Source organism: Paraburkholderia sp. JPY419 (genome assembly GCF_050435705.1).
GTDB lineage: Bacteria > Pseudomonadota > Gammaproteobacteria > Burkholderiales > Burkholderiaceae > Paraburkholderia > Paraburkholderia youngii.
The window spans coordinates 2,971,139-2,989,982 of the sequence record NZ_JBNDKV010000002.1 but is presented as its reverse complement, the minus strand read 5'-3'; the positions used below and the strand labels follow the sequence as shown (position 1 = coordinate 2,989,982).

Sequence of the window (18,844 nt, the reverse complement as noted above, 5' to 3'; positions counted from 1 at the left end):
GTACAGGACAGTTTTATGAAGACCGCACAGGAACTCCGCACCGGCAACGTCGTGATGATCGGCGCAGACGCAATGGTCGTGCAAAAGGCCGAATACAACAAATCGGGCCGTAACTCCGCCGTCGTCAAAATGAAGTTCAAGAACCTGCTGACCGGCGCAGGCATGGAAACCGTGTACAAGGCGGACGACAAGTTCGACGTCGTCGTGCTCGAGCGCAAGGAAGTGACCTACTCGTACTTCGCCGACCCGATGTACGTGTTCATGGACGCCGACTACAACCAGTACGAGGTCGAAGCCGAAATGATGGGCGACGCGATGAACTACCTCGAAGACGGCATGGCTTGCGAAGTCGTGTTCTACAACGAGAAGGCCATCTCGGTCGAACTGCCGACCACGCTGGTTCGCGAAATCATCTACACGGAACCGGCAGTCAAAGGCGACACGTCGTCGGGCAAGGTCCTGAAGAACGCCAAGCTGAACACCGGCTTCGAACTGCAAGTGCCGCTCTTCTGCAACATCGGCGACAAGATCGAAATCGATACCCGTACGCACGAGTACCGCAGCCGCGCCTAAACGGCGGCCTGCGTCACCCCGCCAGCGCCGGCGCCCTGCCGGCCTGCACCCAGAGCGCTCAATTTTTGGGCGCTTTTTCTTTTCTGTCGCGCCGTGTATGGTTTAGGAAAACTTTACCGGCAAATTTCTCAAAATTGCCATCGCGACACCCTGAATTCGCGTCGCGCGCGCGGCAGGCCCTTGATCCATTTCATCCAAGCTTTTTGGCACGATCCCTGCTAGGTGGAGAGAGTTACGCGAGTACCGCTCAATTTCCACCGTGGGAGAGGCACCATGAACAACGACATTGCTGAAGGTAAATGGAAACAGATGGTCGGCAAGGCGAAGGCCGCATGGGGCGAACTGACCGACGACGAGCTGACCAAGGCCGAAGGCCGGGCCGACAAGCTCGCCGGTCTGATTCAGGAACGCTATGGCAAAACCCGTGAACAGGCGGAACTCGAAGTGCGCCGGTTTTTCGATAGCAACCGGGATTTCTGACAGGAGCAGTGAAGGAACTCCAGGCGCCGGCCCGCGCCGCTCAAGACGCAGTGCCGGCGGCTGTCGTTTTTTCACCGTACAAGGACCGTTCGTTTAGCCCTGTCATCGAGCCCCCAGGAGCCCGCGGTGCGCGCCATCAGCGTTGGCGGCGCCGGGCATTCAACCCATTCATAAAATTGCGCTCGCCATGCCACACGCCCTGATTGTTGAAGACGATCCCAATAGCCTGTCCGGGCTGTCGGCAATCCTCGCCGCCGACGGCTTTTCAGTCGACACCGCGACCACGCTCGCCGAGGCGCGCGGCGCATTGACGCGCTTCATTCCGGACGTCGTGCTCGTCGACCTGAATCTGCCGGATGGCAGCGGGCTCGATCTGTTGCAGCATCTGCCCGCGCATCCGCCAGGCGGCGCGCTTCCGGTGATCGTGATGACCGGCAATGCGACCGTCGAGAGTGCGATCGAGGGCTTGCGGCACGGTATCTGGGACTATCTGCTGAAGCCGGTCAACATCCCGCGTCTGCGCAGCCTGCTCGCGCGCATTCCGCGGCCTTATGAACTGACCGAGGAAGTCCAGGCGCTGCGCGCATCGCTGCGTCAACTGGGACGCTTCGGTTCGATGCTCGGCCGCAGCAGCACGATTCAGCACGTGTATGACACGATCGAGCGGCTTGCGCCGACCGAAGCGGCGGTGCTGATCTCCGGCGAAGCCGGCACCGGCAAGGAGATCGCCGCGCACACGCTGCACGACATGAGCCGCCGTCGCAAAGGCCCATTCGTCACCTTCGATTGCCGCGGCGCGGCGGCCGGCGGCCTCAATCGCTCGCTCGACAGCATGCTGTTCGGCCACGAACGCGGCGCGTTCGGCGGCGCCGAGCAGCGCGAGCCAGGCCTCTTCGAACAGGCGAGCGGCGGCACGCTGTTCATCAACGAAATCACCGAGTTGCCGCGCGCGCAGCAGGAAGCGCTGTTGCGCGCGCTCGATTCGCAGACCTTTATGCGCGTGGGCGGTAGCAACCAGATCGTGACCGACTTCCGACTGATCGCGTCGACGCGCAAACCGCCGCGCGCGGCGGTCGCGGACGGCTCGCTGCATCAGGACCTCGCGCTGCGTCTCGAGGCCGCCGCGGTCAACCTGCCGCCGCTGCGCGAGCGCGGCGAAGATCCGGTGCTGATCGCGCAGGCAGTCGTCGACGAACTGAATGTGGAAGCGACCGCGCGCGGCACGCCCGAGGTCGCGAAGCAGGCGGGGCCGAACTTCCTGCGCGAATGCCTCGCGTACGACTGGCCGGGCAACGTGCGCGAGCTGCAGGAACGCGTGCGGCGCGCCTATCAGGCATCGGGCGACGTGATCGAATCGTTGCGCGCCGACGAAGCCGGCACGGCCAACGGCCGCGAGCTGAACGGCAGCCGCGTGCAGGTGACGGTCGGCACGCCGCTCGCGGATGTCGAAGAAATGCTGATTCGAGCGACGCTCGATGCGGTCGGCGGCACGCGGCATCGCGCCGCGTCGTTGCTGGGAATCAGCCCGAAGACGCTGTATAACAAGCTGCAGCGCATGCGCTTGAACTGAGCGATTGCTCGACGACGGTTCGAGCAGTCGAAGCTGATAAAGAAATGGCGCCTTGAATTGCTTCAAGGCGCCATTGCCATTTATGCAAAGGTACTGCGAAGCAGCTTCTGCGCTTCGGCGTACCGTGGCTCGGCCATCAGCTTGCTCCACGTGAGCGCCTTGCCGCGCGGCCGCATGCGCTTCAGCCGCCGCAGCGATTCCTTCGACGGCGTGACGCGCAGTGCGTCGAGCACCTTCTCCGCTTCGTCCGGCTGGTTGCAGATCAGCACCATGTCGCAGCCGGCCTTCAGCGCGGCTTGCGCGCCTTCGGTCAGCGTGCCGCCCTGGCGCGCGGCTTCCATCGATAGATCGTCGCTGAAGATCGCGCCTTCGAAGCCGAGCTTGCCGCGCAGGATGTCCTGCAGCCAGATGCGCGAGAAGCCGGCCGGTTTCGCGTCGACCGCCGGATAGACGACGTGCGCGGGCAGCACCGCGCCAAGCGACAGACCGAGCCAGTCGTACGGCGCGATGTCGTTGCCGAGGATCTCGTCGAGCGGGCGTTCGTCGACGGGCATCGCGACGTGCGAATCGGCCTGCGCGAATCCGTGCCCCGGAAAATGCTTGCCGCAGTTGCTCATGCCGGCGAGCGCGAGACCGTGATTGAGGCTCTTCGCGAGCAGCGCGACCACGCGCGGATCGCGATGGAACGCGCGATCGCCGATCACCTGCGAGTGCCCATAGTCGAGGTCGAGCACCGGCGTGAAGCTCATGTCGATACCGCATGCGCGCAATTCCGCGGCGAGGACGTAGCCGACCGCGGTCGTCACCTTCGTTGCGTGCAGCACGTCCTCGTCCCACAACGCGCCGAGCTTGCCCATCGACGGCAGCACCGTGAAGCCGTCGGTACGAAAGCGCTGCACGCGGCCGCCTTCGTGATCGACCGCGATCAGCAGATCCGGGCGAATCGCGCGGATCGCATCGGTCAGCGCGACCAGTTGCGCGCGGCTCTCATAGTGGCGCGCGAATAGGATCACGCCGCCGGTCATCGGGTGAGCGAGACGCCTTTTGTCATCGCGGTTCAGCGTTTTGCCGACCACGTCGAGCATCACCGGTCCGGGTGTGGTTTTCATCGAATCCGCTGGAAAAGAGTCTGACGCAAAGACAAACGCGACTGTCAGCGGCCGCGTTCAACGTTTTTATTCGGTGGCGGAGTGCGCGGACGAAGCCCGCGACGCCGGCGCGGCAAACGAACCTTCCGTCTCGTCCGGCCGCTGCGTCTCGGCGATCACGAACGACACCGCGTAATCACGCTCGTCGCTGATCGTCACGCGCGCCGTGATGCCGCGCGCGTCGAGCCAGTCGGCCAGCTCGCCGGAGGCGACCACCATCGGCTCGCCGCTCGGCCGGTTCAGCGTCTGCAACGCGCGCCAGCTCATCGGCCAGTGCATGCCGAGGCCGATTGCCTTCGAGAACGCCTCTTTCGCCGAAAAACGTGTCGCGAGAAACGCGAGACCGCGCGCCGCCGAACGGGCCTGACGCGCGTGGTAGACGCGAAGTTCGTCGGGACCGAGCACCTTCTCAGCGAAACGGCCATTGGTGCGAGTCATCACCGCTGCGACACGGCTGACCTGAACGATGTCGGTGCCGATTCCGTAGATTGCCATGCGTGCGTCCGTCGCGAGATTGGGTTACGCGCGCGCGCCGAGACGCGCGGCGACCATGATCGCCTTCATCTCGCGCACCGCGTTGTCCCAGCCCGCGAAGATCGCGTGCGCGACGATCGCATGGCCGATGTTGAGTTCGACGATGCCGTCGATAGCCGCGATCTGCTGCACGTTCGTGTAGTGCAGGCCGTGGCCCGCGTTCACCTTGAGGCCGAGCGTCGTGCCGAATTCGACCGCGCGCACGATGCGCCCGTATTCGCGCTGCTGTTCGGCGGGATCGTGCGCTTCCGCGTAACGCCCGGTGTGCAGCTCGATCACCGGTGCGCCGGCTTCGTGCGCGGCGCGAATCTGCGTTTCGTCGGGATCGATGAACAGCGACACGCGCGAGTTGGCGTCCGCCAGTTGCTTGCATGCGGCGCGCACCGCCTCGAATTGGCCGGCGACGTCGAGACCGCCTTCGGTCGTCAGCTCCGCGCGCTTTTCCGGCACGAGGCACACGTCGTGCGGCTGCACTTCGCACGCGATGTCGAGCATTTCGGCCGTGACCGCGCATTCGAGATTCATACGCGTTTTCAGCAGCGGACGCAGCTTGTGCACGTCGGCGTCGACGATATGCCGGCGATCTTCGCGCAGGTGCAGCGTGATCGCGTCGGCGCCGGCTTCTTCGGCCATCAGCGCGGCGCGGATCGGATCGGGATAGGACGTGCCACGCGCGTTGCGCAGCGTGGCAACGTGGTCGATATTCACGCCGAGGTCGATCACGGTCGGCGAAGTCAGGAAGAAGCTCATAAGTTCTGCAGGTCGATCAGGATCTGGCGGGTAGCAAGCGGCGCGCCGCCGAGATAGGTGTTGAGCAGGAAGCGCATCAGCGTTTTGCTTTGCGCGACGGTCTGCGCTCGATGGTAATCGTCCTTTTCCATATCGAGCAAGGTTTGTCCCGATACCACCGGCCACTGCGCCGGCCATTCGTCCGATGCCTCGCGCACGCCGCGCTCGGGATCGAACACGTAGCGGCCGTCGGAGAGCACGGCCTTGCGCGCGACCGTGCGGTCGAGCGCCATAGCGTAGCCGGTCTCGCGCAGCAGCACGCGCTCGAACGAGCGCAGCACCTGCACGGGCGGCTCATCGTGCGCAAGACGCGTCAGCGTGACGACGTAGTGATGGAACAACTGCGGATGCGGGTCTTCGCGCGCACAGAAGCGCACCAGCAGTTCGTTGACATAGAAACCGCACAGCAGCGCATCGCCGGTCAGCGGCAGCATGCCGCCGACCCACTCGGCGCCGGTCAGCGTGCGCATTTCAGATTTGCCCGACCATGCGAGCGACAAAGGCTGGAACGTTTGCAGCACGCCGCGCAACGCGGAGTGCGGGCGCTTTGCGCCCTTCGCGACGAGCGCGAGACGACCGTGATCGCGCGACAGCACGTCGATGATCAGGCTGGTCTCGCGATACGGGTAGCTATGCAGCACGAACGCGGGCTGCTCGGTGATCCGGTATTCGGATGTGGAGGTGCGCGGCGCGCGACGCGTTGGCGCTTTGCGCGGCTCGCCATCGTCGGCGGGCGCGCTTTTCGCGCCTTTTGCCTGAGCCGACGACTTCCTCGCGCTACGCGCGGGCCGCGACGGCTCGTGCTCCGGTTGGTGCGGAGCTTCGTTTGAATTGAGCGTCATCCACGCGTCATTCGTACCCATACGCACGAAGCCCGGCTTCGTTGTCGGCCCAGCCGCTCTTCACCTTGACGAAGGTCTCGAGATACACCGGCCCGTCGAACAGCTTCGCCATGTCGAGGCGCGCCTCGGTGCTGATCTGCTTCAGCTTCGCGCCCTTCTGGCCGATGATCATCGCCTTGTGCATGTCGCGATCGACGAGAATCGTCGCGAAGATACGGCGCAGTCGCCCTTCGGTTTCGAACTTGTCGATCAGCACGGTGCTGGTGTACGGCAGTTCGTCGCCGGTCCAGCGGAAGACTTTCTCGCGCAGGATTTCGGCCGCAAGGAAGCGCTCGCTGCGATCGGTCAGGTCGTCCTCGCCGTAGATCGGCTCGCCTTCCGGCAGGAACGGCTTGATGGTCGCCATCAGACGCTTGATGTCGTCGGTATTTTTCGCCGACAGCGGCACGATCTCGTTGAACTCGCGCAGCGTGCTCATCTGCTGCATGAACGGGAACAGCGAGTCTTTATCCGACACGCGATCGAGCTTGTTCGCGATCAGCAACGTCGGCACCTTCGCCGGGATCAGGTCGAGTACCTTCTGGTCGTCGGGGCCGAAGCGGCCTGCTTCGATGACGAACAGGATCGCATCGACCGAGGTCAGCGTCGACGTGACGGCGCGATTCAGCGAGCGGTTCAGCGCGCCGCTGTGCTTGGTCTGGAAACCGGGCGTATCGACGAAGATGTACTGGGCGTCTTCGAGCGTGTTGATGCCGGTGATGCGATGGCGCGTGGTCTGCGCCTTGCGCGACGTGATGCTGACTTTCTGGCCGACCAGCGCGTTCATCAGCGTGGACTTACCGACGTTCGGGCGGCCGACGATCGCGACCATGCCGCAGCGAAAACCAGTGGGAGTGGGAGCGTTCATATTCGGACTACGGCAGGTTCAGGTCGGCGCGCGCGACGCGCACGCCGATGGCAATCAATGGCCCGCATCGGCGACGCGCGTTTGCACCGCGCCGGCGACGCCGGGTTCGTGTTCGGCAGGTGCCGCCGGGGCCGCCGAGACAACCGACGCGGGTGCGGCGGAAACGCTCGATGAGGTAGTGCCCGGCGCGGCTTCGCGGTTACGCTGACGCTCTGCGCTGCGCGCGTGTGACGGCGCGTCGGCTTTGAGGTCGGGGGTTTTGTCCGCTGAGTGTTTTTCGGCCGGCTTGTCGACAGGTTTCTCGCCTGAGTGCACCGAAACCTTGTCGGCTCTCTCCGCCTTTTCGGACTTCTCGGCGCGCTCCGGCTTGTCATGTCCGCTGTACTCCACATGCGCGGCACGGATGACGGCCAACGGCGCACCGGCGGCGCCCGGCGCTGCACGCTCGGCTGCAGGCCTTTCAACCGCTGACTTTTCCACGGCAGACTTGTCGGCGTGGGCTTCAACCGCAGCAGGCGCCCGCCCTTCGCCGCGCGCGCTCTTGCGATCCGGTGTGCGTAAATCCAGTGCGGCCTGCACGCCGGTCACACCCGGCACGATGTCCTGCTCGGCATTTTTCGCGGCGCGCGCGCTTTTCGAACGTTTCGGCTTCGCAACTACGGCAGGCGCCGCGGCCATTACTTCGTCGAGCGCTTTCTTTGCGGCCGCCTGCTCCGCCGCGCGACGGCTCGCGCCCGAGCCGGACACCTTGACGTCGAGCTTTGGCACCGTGCATTCGACTTCGAATTGCTGATTGTGCGCCGCACCATGGGTGGCGACGACCGTATAGGTAGGCAATGCAATCTTGTGGCCCTGCAGATACTCCTGCAGCAGCGTCTTAGCGTCCTTGCCGAGCGTACGCGGGTCGATATGGTCGAGGATTGGCACGTAGAGGCGTTTGATGACCGTCTGCGCAGCATCGAAGCCGCCGTCGAGAAATATCGCACCGAGCACCGCCTCGAGCGTATCCGCGAGGATAGATGGCCGGCGGAAGCCGCCGCTGCGCAATTCACCCTCGCCGAGGCGCAGGCCCTCGGAGATATTGAGTGCCTGAGCAATCTCGTAAAGGGACTGCTGCTTGACCAGATTGGCACGCACGCGCGACAGATCGCCTTCGTCGAGTTTGCCGAAACGTTGGAACAAAAGCGCAGCCACCGCGCAATTCAGAACGGAGTCGCCGAGAAATTCGAGCCGTTCGTTGTGCGTGGAGCTGTGACTGCGGTGTGTTAAAGCCTGGCGCAGCAATTCCGCATTGCGAAATTCATAGCGCAAACGGCTTTCCAACGGAGATAGAGGCATGGGCAGAGTATAACGCGGGCGCCTGACCCGGCGGAAAGGCGGGGCGCCAGAGGAAAAAGCGTGGTGAAGCGACGTTACCGCGAGTTCTTAAAGTAGCATGACAACACGCCGCGACCGAGATAACCAGTGCCGGTTATTCGCGCGGCGTGTGATCGCTCATGAGAAGTGGTCACGAAGCGATCAATGCACACGACTCACTGGAAGGAGCCGATGCGTCGCAGATCGCTGAAGTTCATCCAGATGAAAAATGCGCGGCCGACGATATTGCGTTCAGGCGCAAAACCCCAGTACCGGCTATCCGCGCTGTTGTCTCGGTTATCGCCCATCATGAAGAAGTTGCCCGGCGGCACTTTGCAAATCACGCCACGTGCGTTGTATTGGCAGTTGTCGCGATAGGGGAAGTCTTCCGCACCAACGATGAACGGCGGCACCGCCGGATTATTCAGAATCGCGTTCTTGCGGCCGTCGATATCTTCCTGGAACTGCTTCGCATAGCCGAGCCGCTCTTCGTCGAGATAATCGGGCAGCGGCGTTTCTGGCACCAGCTTGCCGTTGACGGTCAACTTCTTGTCCTGATACTCGACCACATCGCCCGGCAGGCCAATCACACGCTTGATGTAGTCGACCGATTCGTCTTTCGGATAACGGAACACCACCACGTCGCCGCGCTGGACCGGACGGCCCTGCGTGATCCTCGTGTTGGTGATCGGCAAACGAAGACCGTATTCGAATTTATTGACGAGGATGAAGTCGCCCACCAGCAGTGTCGGCACCATGGAGCCGGATGGGATCTTGAACGGCTCGACCACGAACGAGCGCACGACGAACACCACCAGAATCACCGGAAAAAAGCTCGCCGTATATTCAAGCCACCACGGCTGACGCAGCTTGTCGTCCCGCAAACGCGCGCGGGTTTGCGCGGCGTTTTCATCGGCGAAACGCTCGCCGATGCGCGCCTGCTGACGATCGAATTCGGCGACTGCTGCTTCTGCCTCGCGGCGCCGTTTCGGCAGGAAAACCAGTTTGTCCGCGACCCATGCGACACCCGTCAAAACGACGAGCACAAAAAGAATCAGCGCGAAATTCATAGGGTTCCGTTATTCAACTTATTTGTCTTCGACACGCAGAATAGCGAGGAAAGCCTCTTGCGGGATTTCAACCGAGCCCACCTGCTTCATTCGCTTCTTGCCTGCCTTCTGCTTTTCAAGCAGCTTCTTCTTACGCGTGATATCACCGCCGTAGCATTTTGCCAGCACGTTCTTACGCAACGCTTTAATGTTTTCGCGCGCGATAATGTTCGAACCGATCGTGGCTTGAACCGCTACGTCGTACATCTGACGCGGAATCAGCTCGCGCATTTTCGCTGCCACTTCGCGGCCGCGATACTGGCTTTGCGAGCGATGGACGATCACCGACAGCGCATCGACCTTGTCGCCGTTGATCAGCATGTCAACCTTCACGACGTCCGACGCGCGGTATTCCTTGAACTCGTAATCCATCGACGCGTAACCGCGCGAAATCGACTTCAGACGATCGAAGAAATCGAGCACGACTTCGCCCATCGGGATTTCGTACGTCAGCTGGACCTGACGACCGTGATACTGCATGTTGATCTGGTTGCCGCGCTTCTGCGTACACAATGTGATCACCGCGCCGACGTAGTCTTGCGGCATGTAGAGGTTCACGGTGACGATCGGCTCGCGCACTTCCTCGATCTTCGATGGCTCCGGCATCTTGGCCGGATTCTCGACCATCAGGGTCGTGCCGTCGCGCTGCAGAACTTCGTAGACCACGGTCGGCGCCGTCGTGATCAGGTCCATGTCGAACTCACGCTCGAGACGTTCCTGCACGATTTCCATGTGCAACAGACCGAGGAAGCCGCAGCGGAACCCGAAACCGAGCGCTTGCGACACTTCCGGCTCATACTGCAGCGACGCGTCGTTCAGCTTCAGCTTTTCGAGCGAGTCGCGCAGCGCGTCGTACTGGTTCGCTTCGACCGGATAGAGACCCGCGAACACCTGCGGCTTCACCTCCTTGAAGCCCGGCAGCGGCTCGGCCGCCGGCTGGTTCACCAGCGTAACCGTGTCGCCGACCTTCGCCGCCGCGAGTTCCTTGATGCCGGCGATGATGAAGCCCACCTGCCCCGCCGACAGCGATTCGAGATTCTTCGACTTCGGCGTGAACACGCCGATATGTTCCACCGGATACTGCGCGCCGGTTGCCATCAGGCGGATCTTGTCCTTCGGACGCAGCGTGCCGTTGACGATGCGCACGAGCATCACGACACCGACGTAGTTGTCGAACCACGAGTCGATGATTAGCGCCTGCAGCGGCGCTTCCGGATCGCCCTTCGGCGCCGGTACTTTCGCGATCAGCGCTTCGAGCACGTCTTCGACGCCGAGGCCGGTCTTCGCGCTGCAATGTGTGGCGTCGGTCGCATCGATGCCGATGACGTCCTCGATCTCGGCGATCGCGTTTTCGGGGTTCGCCGCCGGCAGATCGATCTTGTTCAACACCGGCACCACTTCGACGCCGAGTTCGATGGCCGTGTAGCAGTTGGCGACGGTTTGCGCCTCCACGCCCTGGCTCGCGTCGACGACGAGCAGCGCACCTTCGCACGCGGACAGCGAGCGGCTGACTTCGTACGAGAAGTCGACGTGCCCGGGGGTGTCGATCATGTTCAGGTTGTAGACTCGGCCGTCGCGCGCGCGATACGACAACGCGGCGGTTTGCGCCTTGATGGTAATGCCGCGCTCGCGCTCGAGATCCATCGAGTCGAGTACCTGAGCTTCCATCTCGCGGTCGGACAGACCACCACAAATCTGGATGATGCGATCGGCGAGCGTCGACTTGCCATGGTCGATGTGCGCAATGATCGAGAAGTTACGAATATGATCCATTCAGTGCCGATCAAGCGAAAAGGCGCGCCCGGACAATAGCGGAGCACGCCTTGTAAGTAGGTGAAAAACCTATCTATTTTAGCCGAAAAGCCCCTCGGCCGGCGCATCTTGCATAGCGCGGGCCTCAAGACGGCGTAGAGGAGTCGAGAAATTTACCGTGCGCATCGCAGCGAGTCGCGACAAACACGCGCATGGATCGCGCGAATCGCCATGCCGCGCGGATGTATATCAGGACGCCGCCGCCACACGCGACGCATGCGCCGCCAATGCCGCGCGCACTCGCGCTTCGTCGAGATGGTGGTGGCACAACTCGACGCCATCGCATACCAGCACCGGCACCAACTCGTTGTAACGCGCTTCGAGCAACGGATCGCGGTCGACGTCGATCACCGCCAGTTGCGCACCGAACTCGGCCAGCAACGGCTCGAGCGCGGCGCGCATGTCCTCGCACAGATGGCACCACGCGCGCCCATATAGCGTGAGCGATGCCGTCTTCGTCATTTCTGCGCGCTGCGCGGACGGACCGGCACAAACTGCGTGTTGTCGCCGCGACGCACCAGCAACGCGACCATCTTCTGCGAATCGAGGTGTGAGGTCAGTTCGTCGAACTGTTTCGCGCTCGTTACATCCGTGTCGCCAACCCGCAAGATGATGTCGCCCTTTTGGAGCCCGACACGGGCTGCCGGACCGTCGACCGCGTCGATCTGCACGCCGTTCTGAATCTTCAGCGCTTTCTGCTGATCGGCGGGAATGTCGCTGACCGCGATGCCAAGCGCGTTGGTCGCGCGCTGCTTCGGCGCCTGCGGCTTCTTCTGATCCGCTTTGGCGACCTTGTCCGCCTGCATTTCTGCGATCGTGATCGGCAGTTCGCGCGTCTGACCCTTGCGCCAGATCGAGATCGACGTCTTCGTGCCCGGCTTTGTATCGCCGACCATGCGCGGCAGGTCCGTCGCGGTCTCGACCGGATGACCGTTGAACTTCAGGATGATGTCGCCCGGCTGCACGCCGGCCTTGTCGGCCGGGCCGCCCGGCTCGACGCTGCTGACGAGCGCGCCCTGCGCCTTCGGCAAGCCGAGCGAATCGGCGACGTCTTTCGTCACTTCACCGATCGCCACCGCGATGCGGCCGCGCACCACCTTGCCCGAACTCTTCAGCTGATCGGCCACCCGCATCGCTTCGTCGATCGGAATCGCGAACGAAATGCCCATGAAACCGCCGGTGCGGCTGTAAATCTGCGAATTGATGCCGATCACTTCGCCTTGCATGTTGATTAGCGGGCCGCCCGAGTTGCCCGGATTGACGGCTACGTCGGTCTGGATGAACGGCAGGTAGTCGCCGGTGTCGCGTCCCTTCGCACTGACGATACCGGCCGTCACCGTGTTTTCGAGACCGAACGGCGACCCGATTGCGACGACCCATTCGCCGACGCGCACCTTGTTTGAATCGCCGATCGTGATGGTCGGCAGGTTCGACGCGTTGATCTTCACGACCGCGACGTCGGTGCGGTCGTCGACCCCGATCAGCTTCGCCTTGAATTCGCGCTTGTCGGTCAGCGTCACGTAGATCGTGTCCGCGTCGTCGACGACGTGCGCGTTGGTCATCACGTAGCCGTCCGCCGACAGGATGAAGCCCGAGCCCACCCCGCTGTTCTGTTCGGGGTCGGTGTTGTCCTGTGAATCCGGGCTGCCGCCGCTGCCGCCCCCCCCTCCACCGCCACCGCCGTTATCACCACCGCGCGGTGATTGCGGTGACTGCGGCAACGGAATCCCGAAGAAGCGCCGGAAGAACTCCGACATATCGCCGTCGTCCATACCCGGCGGCAGGCCGCCGCGGGAACTACCGTTCGACACGCGCGTTGTCGTGCGAATGTTGACGACCGCCGGGCCGACCTTGTCGACGAGGTCAGTGAAGTCGGGCAGATTGGCAGCGGGAGCCGCTGATGCCATATGCGGCACAAGCGGCAAACACGCCGCCACCACTACGGCCGCGAGGAATTTGCGCACCGAGAAAGTCGTCATATCGTAGCAAGCCGAGGGATTTCAGGATTCGGAAGGGTTACTTCGGAGCTTTGTATTCTATGGCAGACGCGAATTGCTGCAATGTGGTTTGGGGCACCTCACCGAGCAGGGTAATCCAGAAGTCACCCTGACGCTTGACCAGGACGTGCGTCGCGCCGCTATCGCCCGTGCCCTCTTTGCGCGTGTTGTTCTCGACCGGCTCGACGAAAACCGAAATCGCCGCGAGGCCGTCGGAAAACACGGCCTGGTCGACCGGGATCGGCGGCTGCCCCGCCTCGCGCGACGCCATCGGACGGCGCAACTGACGGATGATATGGAAACCCCGCACCGACGGATTGATTAGCCAACCCTGCGCGGCCATGTCGACCGGCTCGACTGGCGGACGCACGACCGTCCAGCCCGCGAGATTGCGGATGCCGTTGACGATGCCCGCCTTGTCGACCGGCACGCCGATGCGGACCTGCGAAAACGACAGTTGCTCGAGCACCTGGCCGCTCGGGTCGAGCGTCTGCGCGCGCAGCAGCAGACCGGTCTTTTTGTCTGCCCACAGCTTGTACGCGAACCGGTACGCGTCTTTCGGATCGAGTTCCATCACGAGACTGTCGACGCCCGCGACGCGGTCATCGCCCAGCATCTTCGGCTCGTAGACGGACAGTACCTGCTCGCCGTTCACGGACAGCAGCGCGGGGAATGAATCCTTGTTCTGCCGCTTTTCGAAGACCACGATACGCCGTTCCGGCAGGAACGTGTACATGTCGTCGTTGTGGCGCAGCATTTTGCGCGGCTTGCCGTCGAGGCTTTCGAGCTGCTCGAACTCGCCGTCCGTATGCGTGGAGTAATGCGCGATGCGCGACGTCTGCACGAAATTGCCGCGCTGATAGACGAAGGCGCCCTCGTAGTTCTGCTGCTGGGCGGCCTGATGGATGCGGTCGAGCAGTTCCGCGGCCGTGCGACGGGCGACGACCGGATCGTCTTGAGCGAAGACCCGCGGTGTAGCGGACAACAACACGGCTGCACAGAACAGAAATGCTGGCAACCGCCCCCAGATAGTCGTTTTATTGAACCGCGGAGTCTGCATCAAACTATTGGCCCTGCGTGGAGACTGAGGCAGCACGAATCACCGGCATCGAGCCTGCCATCGCCGGTTGCTGCGCGAATTGCTGATGAGCTTCGAGGTATTGATCGAGGCTCGCGTCGCGAATGATGTTGGAGTCTTGCGCGGGCACCGAGGCCATGGCGACACGCTGCACCGGGTCGCCGTGCGATTGGAGCGAAGCAAGCTGGGCACCCGTGCCACCCGGCACGCCCTGCAGCTGCGGCACGACGATCCAGGTCAAGGTAGCGGCCGCGGCAGCGACGGCAAAAGCCGGCACGACTCGCCGGCGCAGCCCGAGCAGGCGGCGCGTGACCGACGCGGACGCGGCGGCTGGCGCCAGCACATGCGGCTCGCTTTCGAGGCGCGCGGCAAAACCGCTGAGAAAGGCGCTGCTCCGTGCGGGGCTGACTGCCAGATCGTCGGAACGTAGCGCGTCGCCGATCAGGTGGTAACTCGACCAGGCGGCGCGATCATCGCCGTCCAGTTCCGCAAGAAACTTGTCCAGATTCAGATGCTCTTCGCCAAACAATTCACCGTCGACGAAAGCGGACAGACGCTCGCCGCGCGAGCCCGCTTGCGATTGCATCGAGACCGACCCCATGATGCTCCCCATCTTCCAAATACCCCGTAGTGACACCACTAATCCAGATATTGCGCCGCTGCCCCGCCAAGCCTGCTGGACGTTCAAAAACCTCTACCAGCGCTTGCCTTCGGGTGTGTCAAGCAACGGTCGCAATTTTGCCGCAATGGCTTCGCGAGCGCGGAAAATTCGTGATCTGACTGTGCCAATCGGGCAACCCATCATCTCAGCGATTTCCTCGTAGCTCAAACCCTCAATTTCTCGAAGAGTAATGGCGGTGCGCAATTCTTCCGGTAAGACCGCCATCGCAGCATTGACCGTCTCGGCGATCTGCTTGCTCATCAACATCGACTCAGGCGTGTTGATATCCCTTAGTTGGTCAGCGTCGGAGAAAGTTTCAGCTTCTTCAGCATCCGCTTCGGTCGAGGTCGGCGCGCGCCGGCCTTGGGTGGCAAGGTAGTTCTTCGCGGTATTTACCGCAATCCGGTACAACCACGTATAAAACGCCGACTCCCCGCGAAACTGCGGCAACGCGCGATACGCCTTGATAAATGCGTCCTGTGCGACGTCTTCGACTTCGGCGGGGTCCCGCACGAGACGCGAGATCAGCCGGAGAATCTTGCGGTGGTATTTGGAGACCAGAAGCTCGAACGCGGCCTTGTCGCCCTTCTGGACGCGCTCGACCAGCACCTGATCAATTTCTTTTTCGCTCACCTGATAAATCCGTTAACTATAGGGCGCATGGCGGGGGACCATTGTAGCGTCCCCCTCGTGAGGGCACGTTACTACGGTAACAGCGGTTACAGTCGTTACAGTCAGGCGCCGGCCGCACGCCGGCCCAGCACGGAAAGTTCGCGGAAAACATTGGGCGGCAGCGCGTCGGCGAAGAGCAGCAGGGAGCGCGTACGGCCCGGCGACGCACGCATGAGGCCACGCCTTCGACCACTCTCGGGCGCGAGCGCGAGCACCAACAAACGGCTGCTCCACTGCGCGCAACCGACGACGCGACCTCGCGCGAGCAATTCACCTGCGCGGTTCCAGGCGGAAATCTCGCCCATCGCGATATGCAGCGCGGTGGGCTGCGCCGCGTCATGCCTAGCCGCGCACAGTGCAAGGACCGCTGCGACGGCGAGCGTCAACGCAGCGGCCGGCCACGCGCCCAAGCGCGGCGCGAGGCAGGTATAAACGGCTAACGTCGCAATCAGCGCGAACGCCCCCGCCGCGGCACGCATTGCGACAGAGCGACGCAACGCAATCCGCTGCGTCGTCCTGCTCAACGTTGCCGGTGCGGGGGAAAGCGCCGGCGAAGCCGGCGTCGCGAACTGATGCGTCACCCGTGATCAGGCGCGCTTGAACACCAGCGTGCCGTTCGTACCGCCGAACCCAAACGAGTTCTTCAGCGCGACGTCGATCTTCATGTCCCGCGCGGTGTTTGCGCAGTAATCGAGATCGCAGGCCGGGTCCTGGTTGAAGATGTTGATGGTCGGAGGCGAGACCTGGTGATGCACGGCGAGCACCGTGAACACCGACTCCAGACCGCCGGCGCCGCCCAGCAGGTGACCCGTCATCGACTTGGTCGAATTGACGACCATGTCCTTCGAGTGGTCGCCGAACGCCCGCTTGATGCCGGTCGTTTCCGCCAGATCGCCGAGCGGCGTGGACGTGCCGTGCGCGTTCAGGTAGTTCACCTGATCGCCGTTGATGCCCGCGTTCTTCAGCGCTGCGAGCATGCAGCGGCGTGCGCCGTCGCCGTCTTCGAGCGGCGCGGTCATGTGGTACGCATCGCCGCTCATGCCGTAGCCGCCGATTTCCGCGTAGATTTTCGCGCCACGCGCCTTCGCGTGCTCGTATTCTTCCAGCACCATCACGCCCGCGCCTTCGCCGAGCACGAAGCCGTCGCGGTCCTTGTCCCACGGACGGCTAGCGGTTGCCGGATCGTCATTGCGTTGCGACAGCGCGCGCGCCGCCGCAAAGCCGCCGATACCGAGCGGGGACACGGTCGATTCCGCGCCGCCGGCAATCATCACGTCGGCGTCGCCGTATTCGATCAGGCGCGAAGCCTCGCCGATGCAGTGCAGACCGGTCGTGCACGCGGTGACGATCGACAGATTCGGACCCTTGATGCCGAACTTGATCGACAGGTGGCCGGAGATCATGTTGATGATCGAAGCCGGCACGAAGAACGGCGAAATGCGGCGCGGGCCGCGATTGAGCAATTCGGTTTGGGTGATTTCGATCATCGGCAGACCGCCGATGCCCGAACCGACCACCACGCCAATGCGCTCCGAATTCTCGTCGGTGACTTCGAGCCCGCTGTCCTGCATCGCCTGGATGCCCGCGGCCACGCCGTAGTGGATGAACGTATCCATGTGGCGCGCTTCCTTACCGGGGATGTAGTCCTCAATATTGAAGCCCTTCACCTCGCCGGCGAAACGAGTCGAGAAGTTCGACGCATCGAACTTCGTGATATTGGCAATCCCGGACTTGCCGGCGACCAGATTGGCCCAGCCATCGGCAACATTATTGCCAACAGGCGAAATCAGCCCCAGGCCTGTAACAACAACACGACGGCGGCTCACGGTAACCCCTTTTTCATAGATGACAAAAGCAAAAGCCACAGCGGCCACAGGAATCGCCCTGTGTGCCCTGTGGCTGTTTAAGTCGGCAATCGCGCGGAAAGTTGCGCTGTCAACATCGCTGGCTCCTGCGTGGCAAGCGGCGTGGCGTATGGCGTGTCAATGGACACACCCCATAGCGCCGACCCTGCTGGCGCCGGCAAGCGGCACGGCAGGGCGTCATGCGCGACCCGTGCAGAAACGCAGGCGCGAATGACCTTAGGCCTTGACGTTCGCGCGAGCGTAGTCGATCGCTTGCTGAACGGTGGTGATCTTCTCGGCTTCTTCATCCGGAATTTCCATGCCGAATTCGTCTTCGAGGGCCATCACGAGCTCAACGGTGTCGAGCGAGTCGGCGCCCAGATCGTTCACGAACGACGCTTCGTTCTTGATTTCCGCTTCCGCAACGCCCAGTTGTTCCGCGACGATCTTCTTGACGCGCTGTTCGATATTGTCCATTACCCCTCCAAGGGAAAAAAAGTTCAAAAATACAGGTGCGCGCATTTTATCAGGTTTGACCCGGCAAAAAAGCGGCGCTTCGGGTTCCTGTCAACGCATGCGCCTCGTGCTTCTGTGAACGCATCAAGGCGCGGATAGTAACCGAATTTGGTTACTGCATGTACATGCCGCCGTTCACGTGCAGCGTCGTGCCGGTGATGTAGCCCGCTTGCGGCGACGCGAGGAAAGCGACCGCGTGCGCGATGTCTTCCGGGCTGCCGAGACGGCCGAGCGGAATCTGCGTTTTCAGCACGGTCTGCTGCTCTTCGGGTAGCGCCTTGGTCATGTCGGTATCGATGAAGCCAGGTGCCACGCAGTTGACCGTGATGCCACGGCTGCCGATCTCGCGCGCGAGCGCGCGCGTCATGCCCGCGACGCCCGCCTTCGCGGCCGCGTAGTTGATCTGGCCAGGGTTGCCGGCCGAGCCGACCACCGACGTGATATTGATGATCCGGCCGCCCTTCGCTTTCATCATCGGGCGCAGCACCGCACGCGACAGACGGAACACCGACTTCAGGTTGGTGTCGACCACCGCGTCCCAGTCGTCGTCCTTCATGCGCATCGCCAGTTGATCCTGCGTGATGCCGGCGTTGTTCACCAGCACGTTCAGCGCGCCGAATTCCTTGACCGTGCCGTCGATCAGCGCTTCGGCCGCGGCCGCGTCGTTGACGTCGAGCACCGCGCCGCGGCCGCTCACCCCGGCCGCCTTGAACGCCTCGGTGATCGCCGTCGCGCCGCTTTCGCTGGTCGCGGTGCCGATGACCGTCGCGCCCTGACGCGCGAGTTCCATCGCGATCGCACGGCCGATGCCGCGCGATGCGCCCGTTACGATTGCGATCTGCTTGTCGAGAGTCTTTTCCATCTGTCAGTCCGGATGCCCTTCAAATAGGGCTCATTGATTCTTGTTGATTCGTCTGTCGAGGGATGCCGCGCCAGCGCTGCACGGCTCTGCCGAT

General features: G+C 62.9%; 20 protein-coding genes. 3 read left to right on the top strand and 17 right to left on the bottom strand.

The features are described from left to right. Nucleotides 1-15 precede the first annotated feature (15 nt). From efp to QFZ91_RS19965, 3 genes are all read left to right on the top strand, one after another. Entirely contained in the window at nucleotides 16-573 is a 558-nt protein-coding gene (gene efp, locus QFZ91_RS19975) for an elongation factor P (RefSeq protein WP_176105469.1), read from the top strand. Nucleotides 574-846: 273 nt separating this feature from the next. Continuing rightward, complete coding sequence (locus QFZ91_RS19970; RefSeq protein WP_176105468.1) at nucleotides 847-1,053, top strand: CsbD family protein; 207 nt, start codon at nucleotides 847-849, stop codon at nucleotides 1,051-1,053. 187 nt (nucleotides 1,054-1,240) lie between these two features. After that, entirely contained in the window at nucleotides 1,241-2,623 is a 1,383-nt protein-coding gene (locus QFZ91_RS19965) for a sigma-54-dependent transcriptional regulator (RefSeq protein ID WP_176110284.1), read from the top strand. An 80-nt stretch (nucleotides 2,624-2,703) separates the two neighbouring features. Here QFZ91_RS19965 and nagZ read toward each other — a convergent pair whose 3' ends face one another. The 17 genes from nagZ to fabG all read right to left on the bottom strand — a co-directional run bounded on the left by nagZ (nucleotide 2,704) and on the right by fabG (nucleotide 18,750). Then, nucleotides 2,704-3,732 (bottom strand): beta-N-acetylhexosaminidase, encoded by a 1,029-nt coding sequence (gene nagZ / locus QFZ91_RS19960; protein WP_429568183.1) that lies wholly within the window; start codon nucleotides 3,730-3,732, stop codon nucleotides 2,704-2,706. Nucleotides 3,733-3,798: 66 nt separating this feature from the next. Next, nucleotides 3,799-4,266 carry a holo-ACP synthase gene (gene acpS / locus QFZ91_RS19955; RefSeq protein WP_176124164.1) on the bottom strand — a complete coding sequence of 156 codons (468 nt, stop codon included), beginning with the start codon at nucleotides 4,264-4,266 and terminating at the stop codon, nucleotides 3,799-3,801. Between the two features lie 24 nt (nucleotides 4,267-4,290). After that, nucleotides 4,291-5,055: a pyridoxine 5'-phosphate synthase gene (gene pdxJ / locus QFZ91_RS19950; RefSeq protein ID WP_429568182.1), complete on the bottom strand. Its 765-nt coding sequence runs from the start codon at nucleotides 5,053-5,055 to the stop codon at nucleotides 4,291-4,293. Next, nucleotides 5,052-5,957, bottom strand: coding sequence for a DNA repair protein RecO (gene recO / locus QFZ91_RS19945; RefSeq protein WP_429568181.1), 906 nt, complete (start codon nucleotides 5,955-5,957; stop codon nucleotides 5,052-5,054). The genes pdxJ and recO overlap by 4 nt, the downstream gene beginning before the upstream one ends. Beyond that, a complete protein-coding gene (gene era, locus QFZ91_RS19940) occupies nucleotides 5,944-6,843 on the bottom strand; it encodes a GTPase Era (protein WP_429568180.1) in 900 nt (299 codons plus the stop codon). Before era ends, recO begins: the two co-directional genes overlap by 14 nt. Before the next feature lie 54 nt (nucleotides 6,844-6,897). After that, complete coding sequence (gene rnc, locus QFZ91_RS19935) at nucleotides 6,898-8,181, bottom strand: ribonuclease III (RefSeq protein ID WP_176380352.1); 1,284 nt, start codon at nucleotides 8,179-8,181, stop codon at nucleotides 6,898-6,900. Nucleotides 8,182-8,375: 194 nt separating this feature from the next. After that, a complete protein-coding gene (gene lepB / locus QFZ91_RS19930; protein WP_429568179.1) occupies nucleotides 8,376-9,269 on the bottom strand; it encodes a signal peptidase I in 894 nt (297 codons plus the stop codon). Between the two features lie 18 nt (nucleotides 9,270-9,287). After that, nucleotides 9,288-11,081, bottom strand: a complete 1,794-nt coding sequence (gene lepA, locus QFZ91_RS19925; protein ID WP_429568178.1) for a translation elongation factor 4 — start codon at nucleotides 11,079-11,081, stop codon at nucleotides 9,288-9,290. Between the two features lie 228 nt (nucleotides 11,082-11,309). Further along, nucleotides 11,310-11,582, bottom strand: a complete 273-nt coding sequence (locus QFZ91_RS19920; RefSeq protein WP_429568177.1) for a glutaredoxin family protein — start codon at nucleotides 11,580-11,582, stop codon at nucleotides 11,310-11,312. Continuing rightward, nucleotides 11,579-13,099, bottom strand: coding sequence for a DegQ family serine endoprotease (locus QFZ91_RS19915; protein WP_176380350.1), 1,521 nt, complete (start codon nucleotides 13,097-13,099; stop codon nucleotides 11,579-11,581). Before QFZ91_RS19915 ends, QFZ91_RS19920 begins: the two co-directional genes overlap by 4 nt. Nucleotides 13,100-13,136: 37 nt before the next feature. After that, nucleotides 13,137-14,177, bottom strand: a complete 1,041-nt coding sequence (locus QFZ91_RS19910) for a MucB/RseB C-terminal domain-containing protein (RefSeq protein ID WP_429568176.1) — start codon at nucleotides 14,175-14,177, stop codon at nucleotides 13,137-13,139. 4 nt (nucleotides 14,178-14,181) lie between these two features. Beyond that, nucleotides 14,182-14,796 carry a sigma-E factor negative regulatory protein gene (locus QFZ91_RS19905; protein ID WP_429568175.1) on the bottom strand — a complete coding sequence of 205 codons (615 nt, stop codon included), beginning with the start codon at nucleotides 14,794-14,796 and terminating at the stop codon, nucleotides 14,182-14,184. Nucleotides 14,797-14,889: 93 nt separating this feature from the next. Continuing rightward, nucleotides 14,890-15,489 (bottom strand): RNA polymerase sigma factor RpoE, encoded by a 600-nt coding sequence (gene rpoE, locus QFZ91_RS19900; RefSeq protein WP_006051939.1) that lies wholly within the window; start codon nucleotides 15,487-15,489, stop codon nucleotides 14,890-14,892. Between the two features lie 101 nt (nucleotides 15,490-15,590). Next, nucleotides 15,591-16,007, bottom strand: a complete 417-nt coding sequence (locus QFZ91_RS19895) for a hypothetical protein (RefSeq protein WP_429568174.1) — start codon at nucleotides 16,005-16,007, stop codon at nucleotides 15,591-15,593. A gap of 108 nt (nucleotides 16,008-16,115) precedes the next feature. Then, nucleotides 16,116-17,354: a beta-ketoacyl-ACP synthase II gene (gene fabF, locus QFZ91_RS19890; protein ID WP_176105457.1), complete on the bottom strand. Its 1,239-nt coding sequence runs from the start codon at nucleotides 17,352-17,354 to the stop codon at nucleotides 16,116-16,118. A gap of 255 nt (nucleotides 17,355-17,609) precedes the next feature. Then, nucleotides 17,610-17,849, bottom strand: coding sequence for an acyl carrier protein (gene acpP, locus QFZ91_RS19885; RefSeq protein WP_004197638.1), 240 nt, complete (start codon nucleotides 17,847-17,849; stop codon nucleotides 17,610-17,612). 151 nt (nucleotides 17,850-18,000) lie between these two features. After that, nucleotides 18,001-18,750 (bottom strand): 3-oxoacyl-ACP reductase FabG, encoded by a 750-nt coding sequence (gene fabG, locus QFZ91_RS19880; protein WP_176105456.1) that lies wholly within the window; start codon nucleotides 18,748-18,750, stop codon nucleotides 18,001-18,003. Nucleotides 18,751-18,844: the final 94 nt, after the last annotated feature.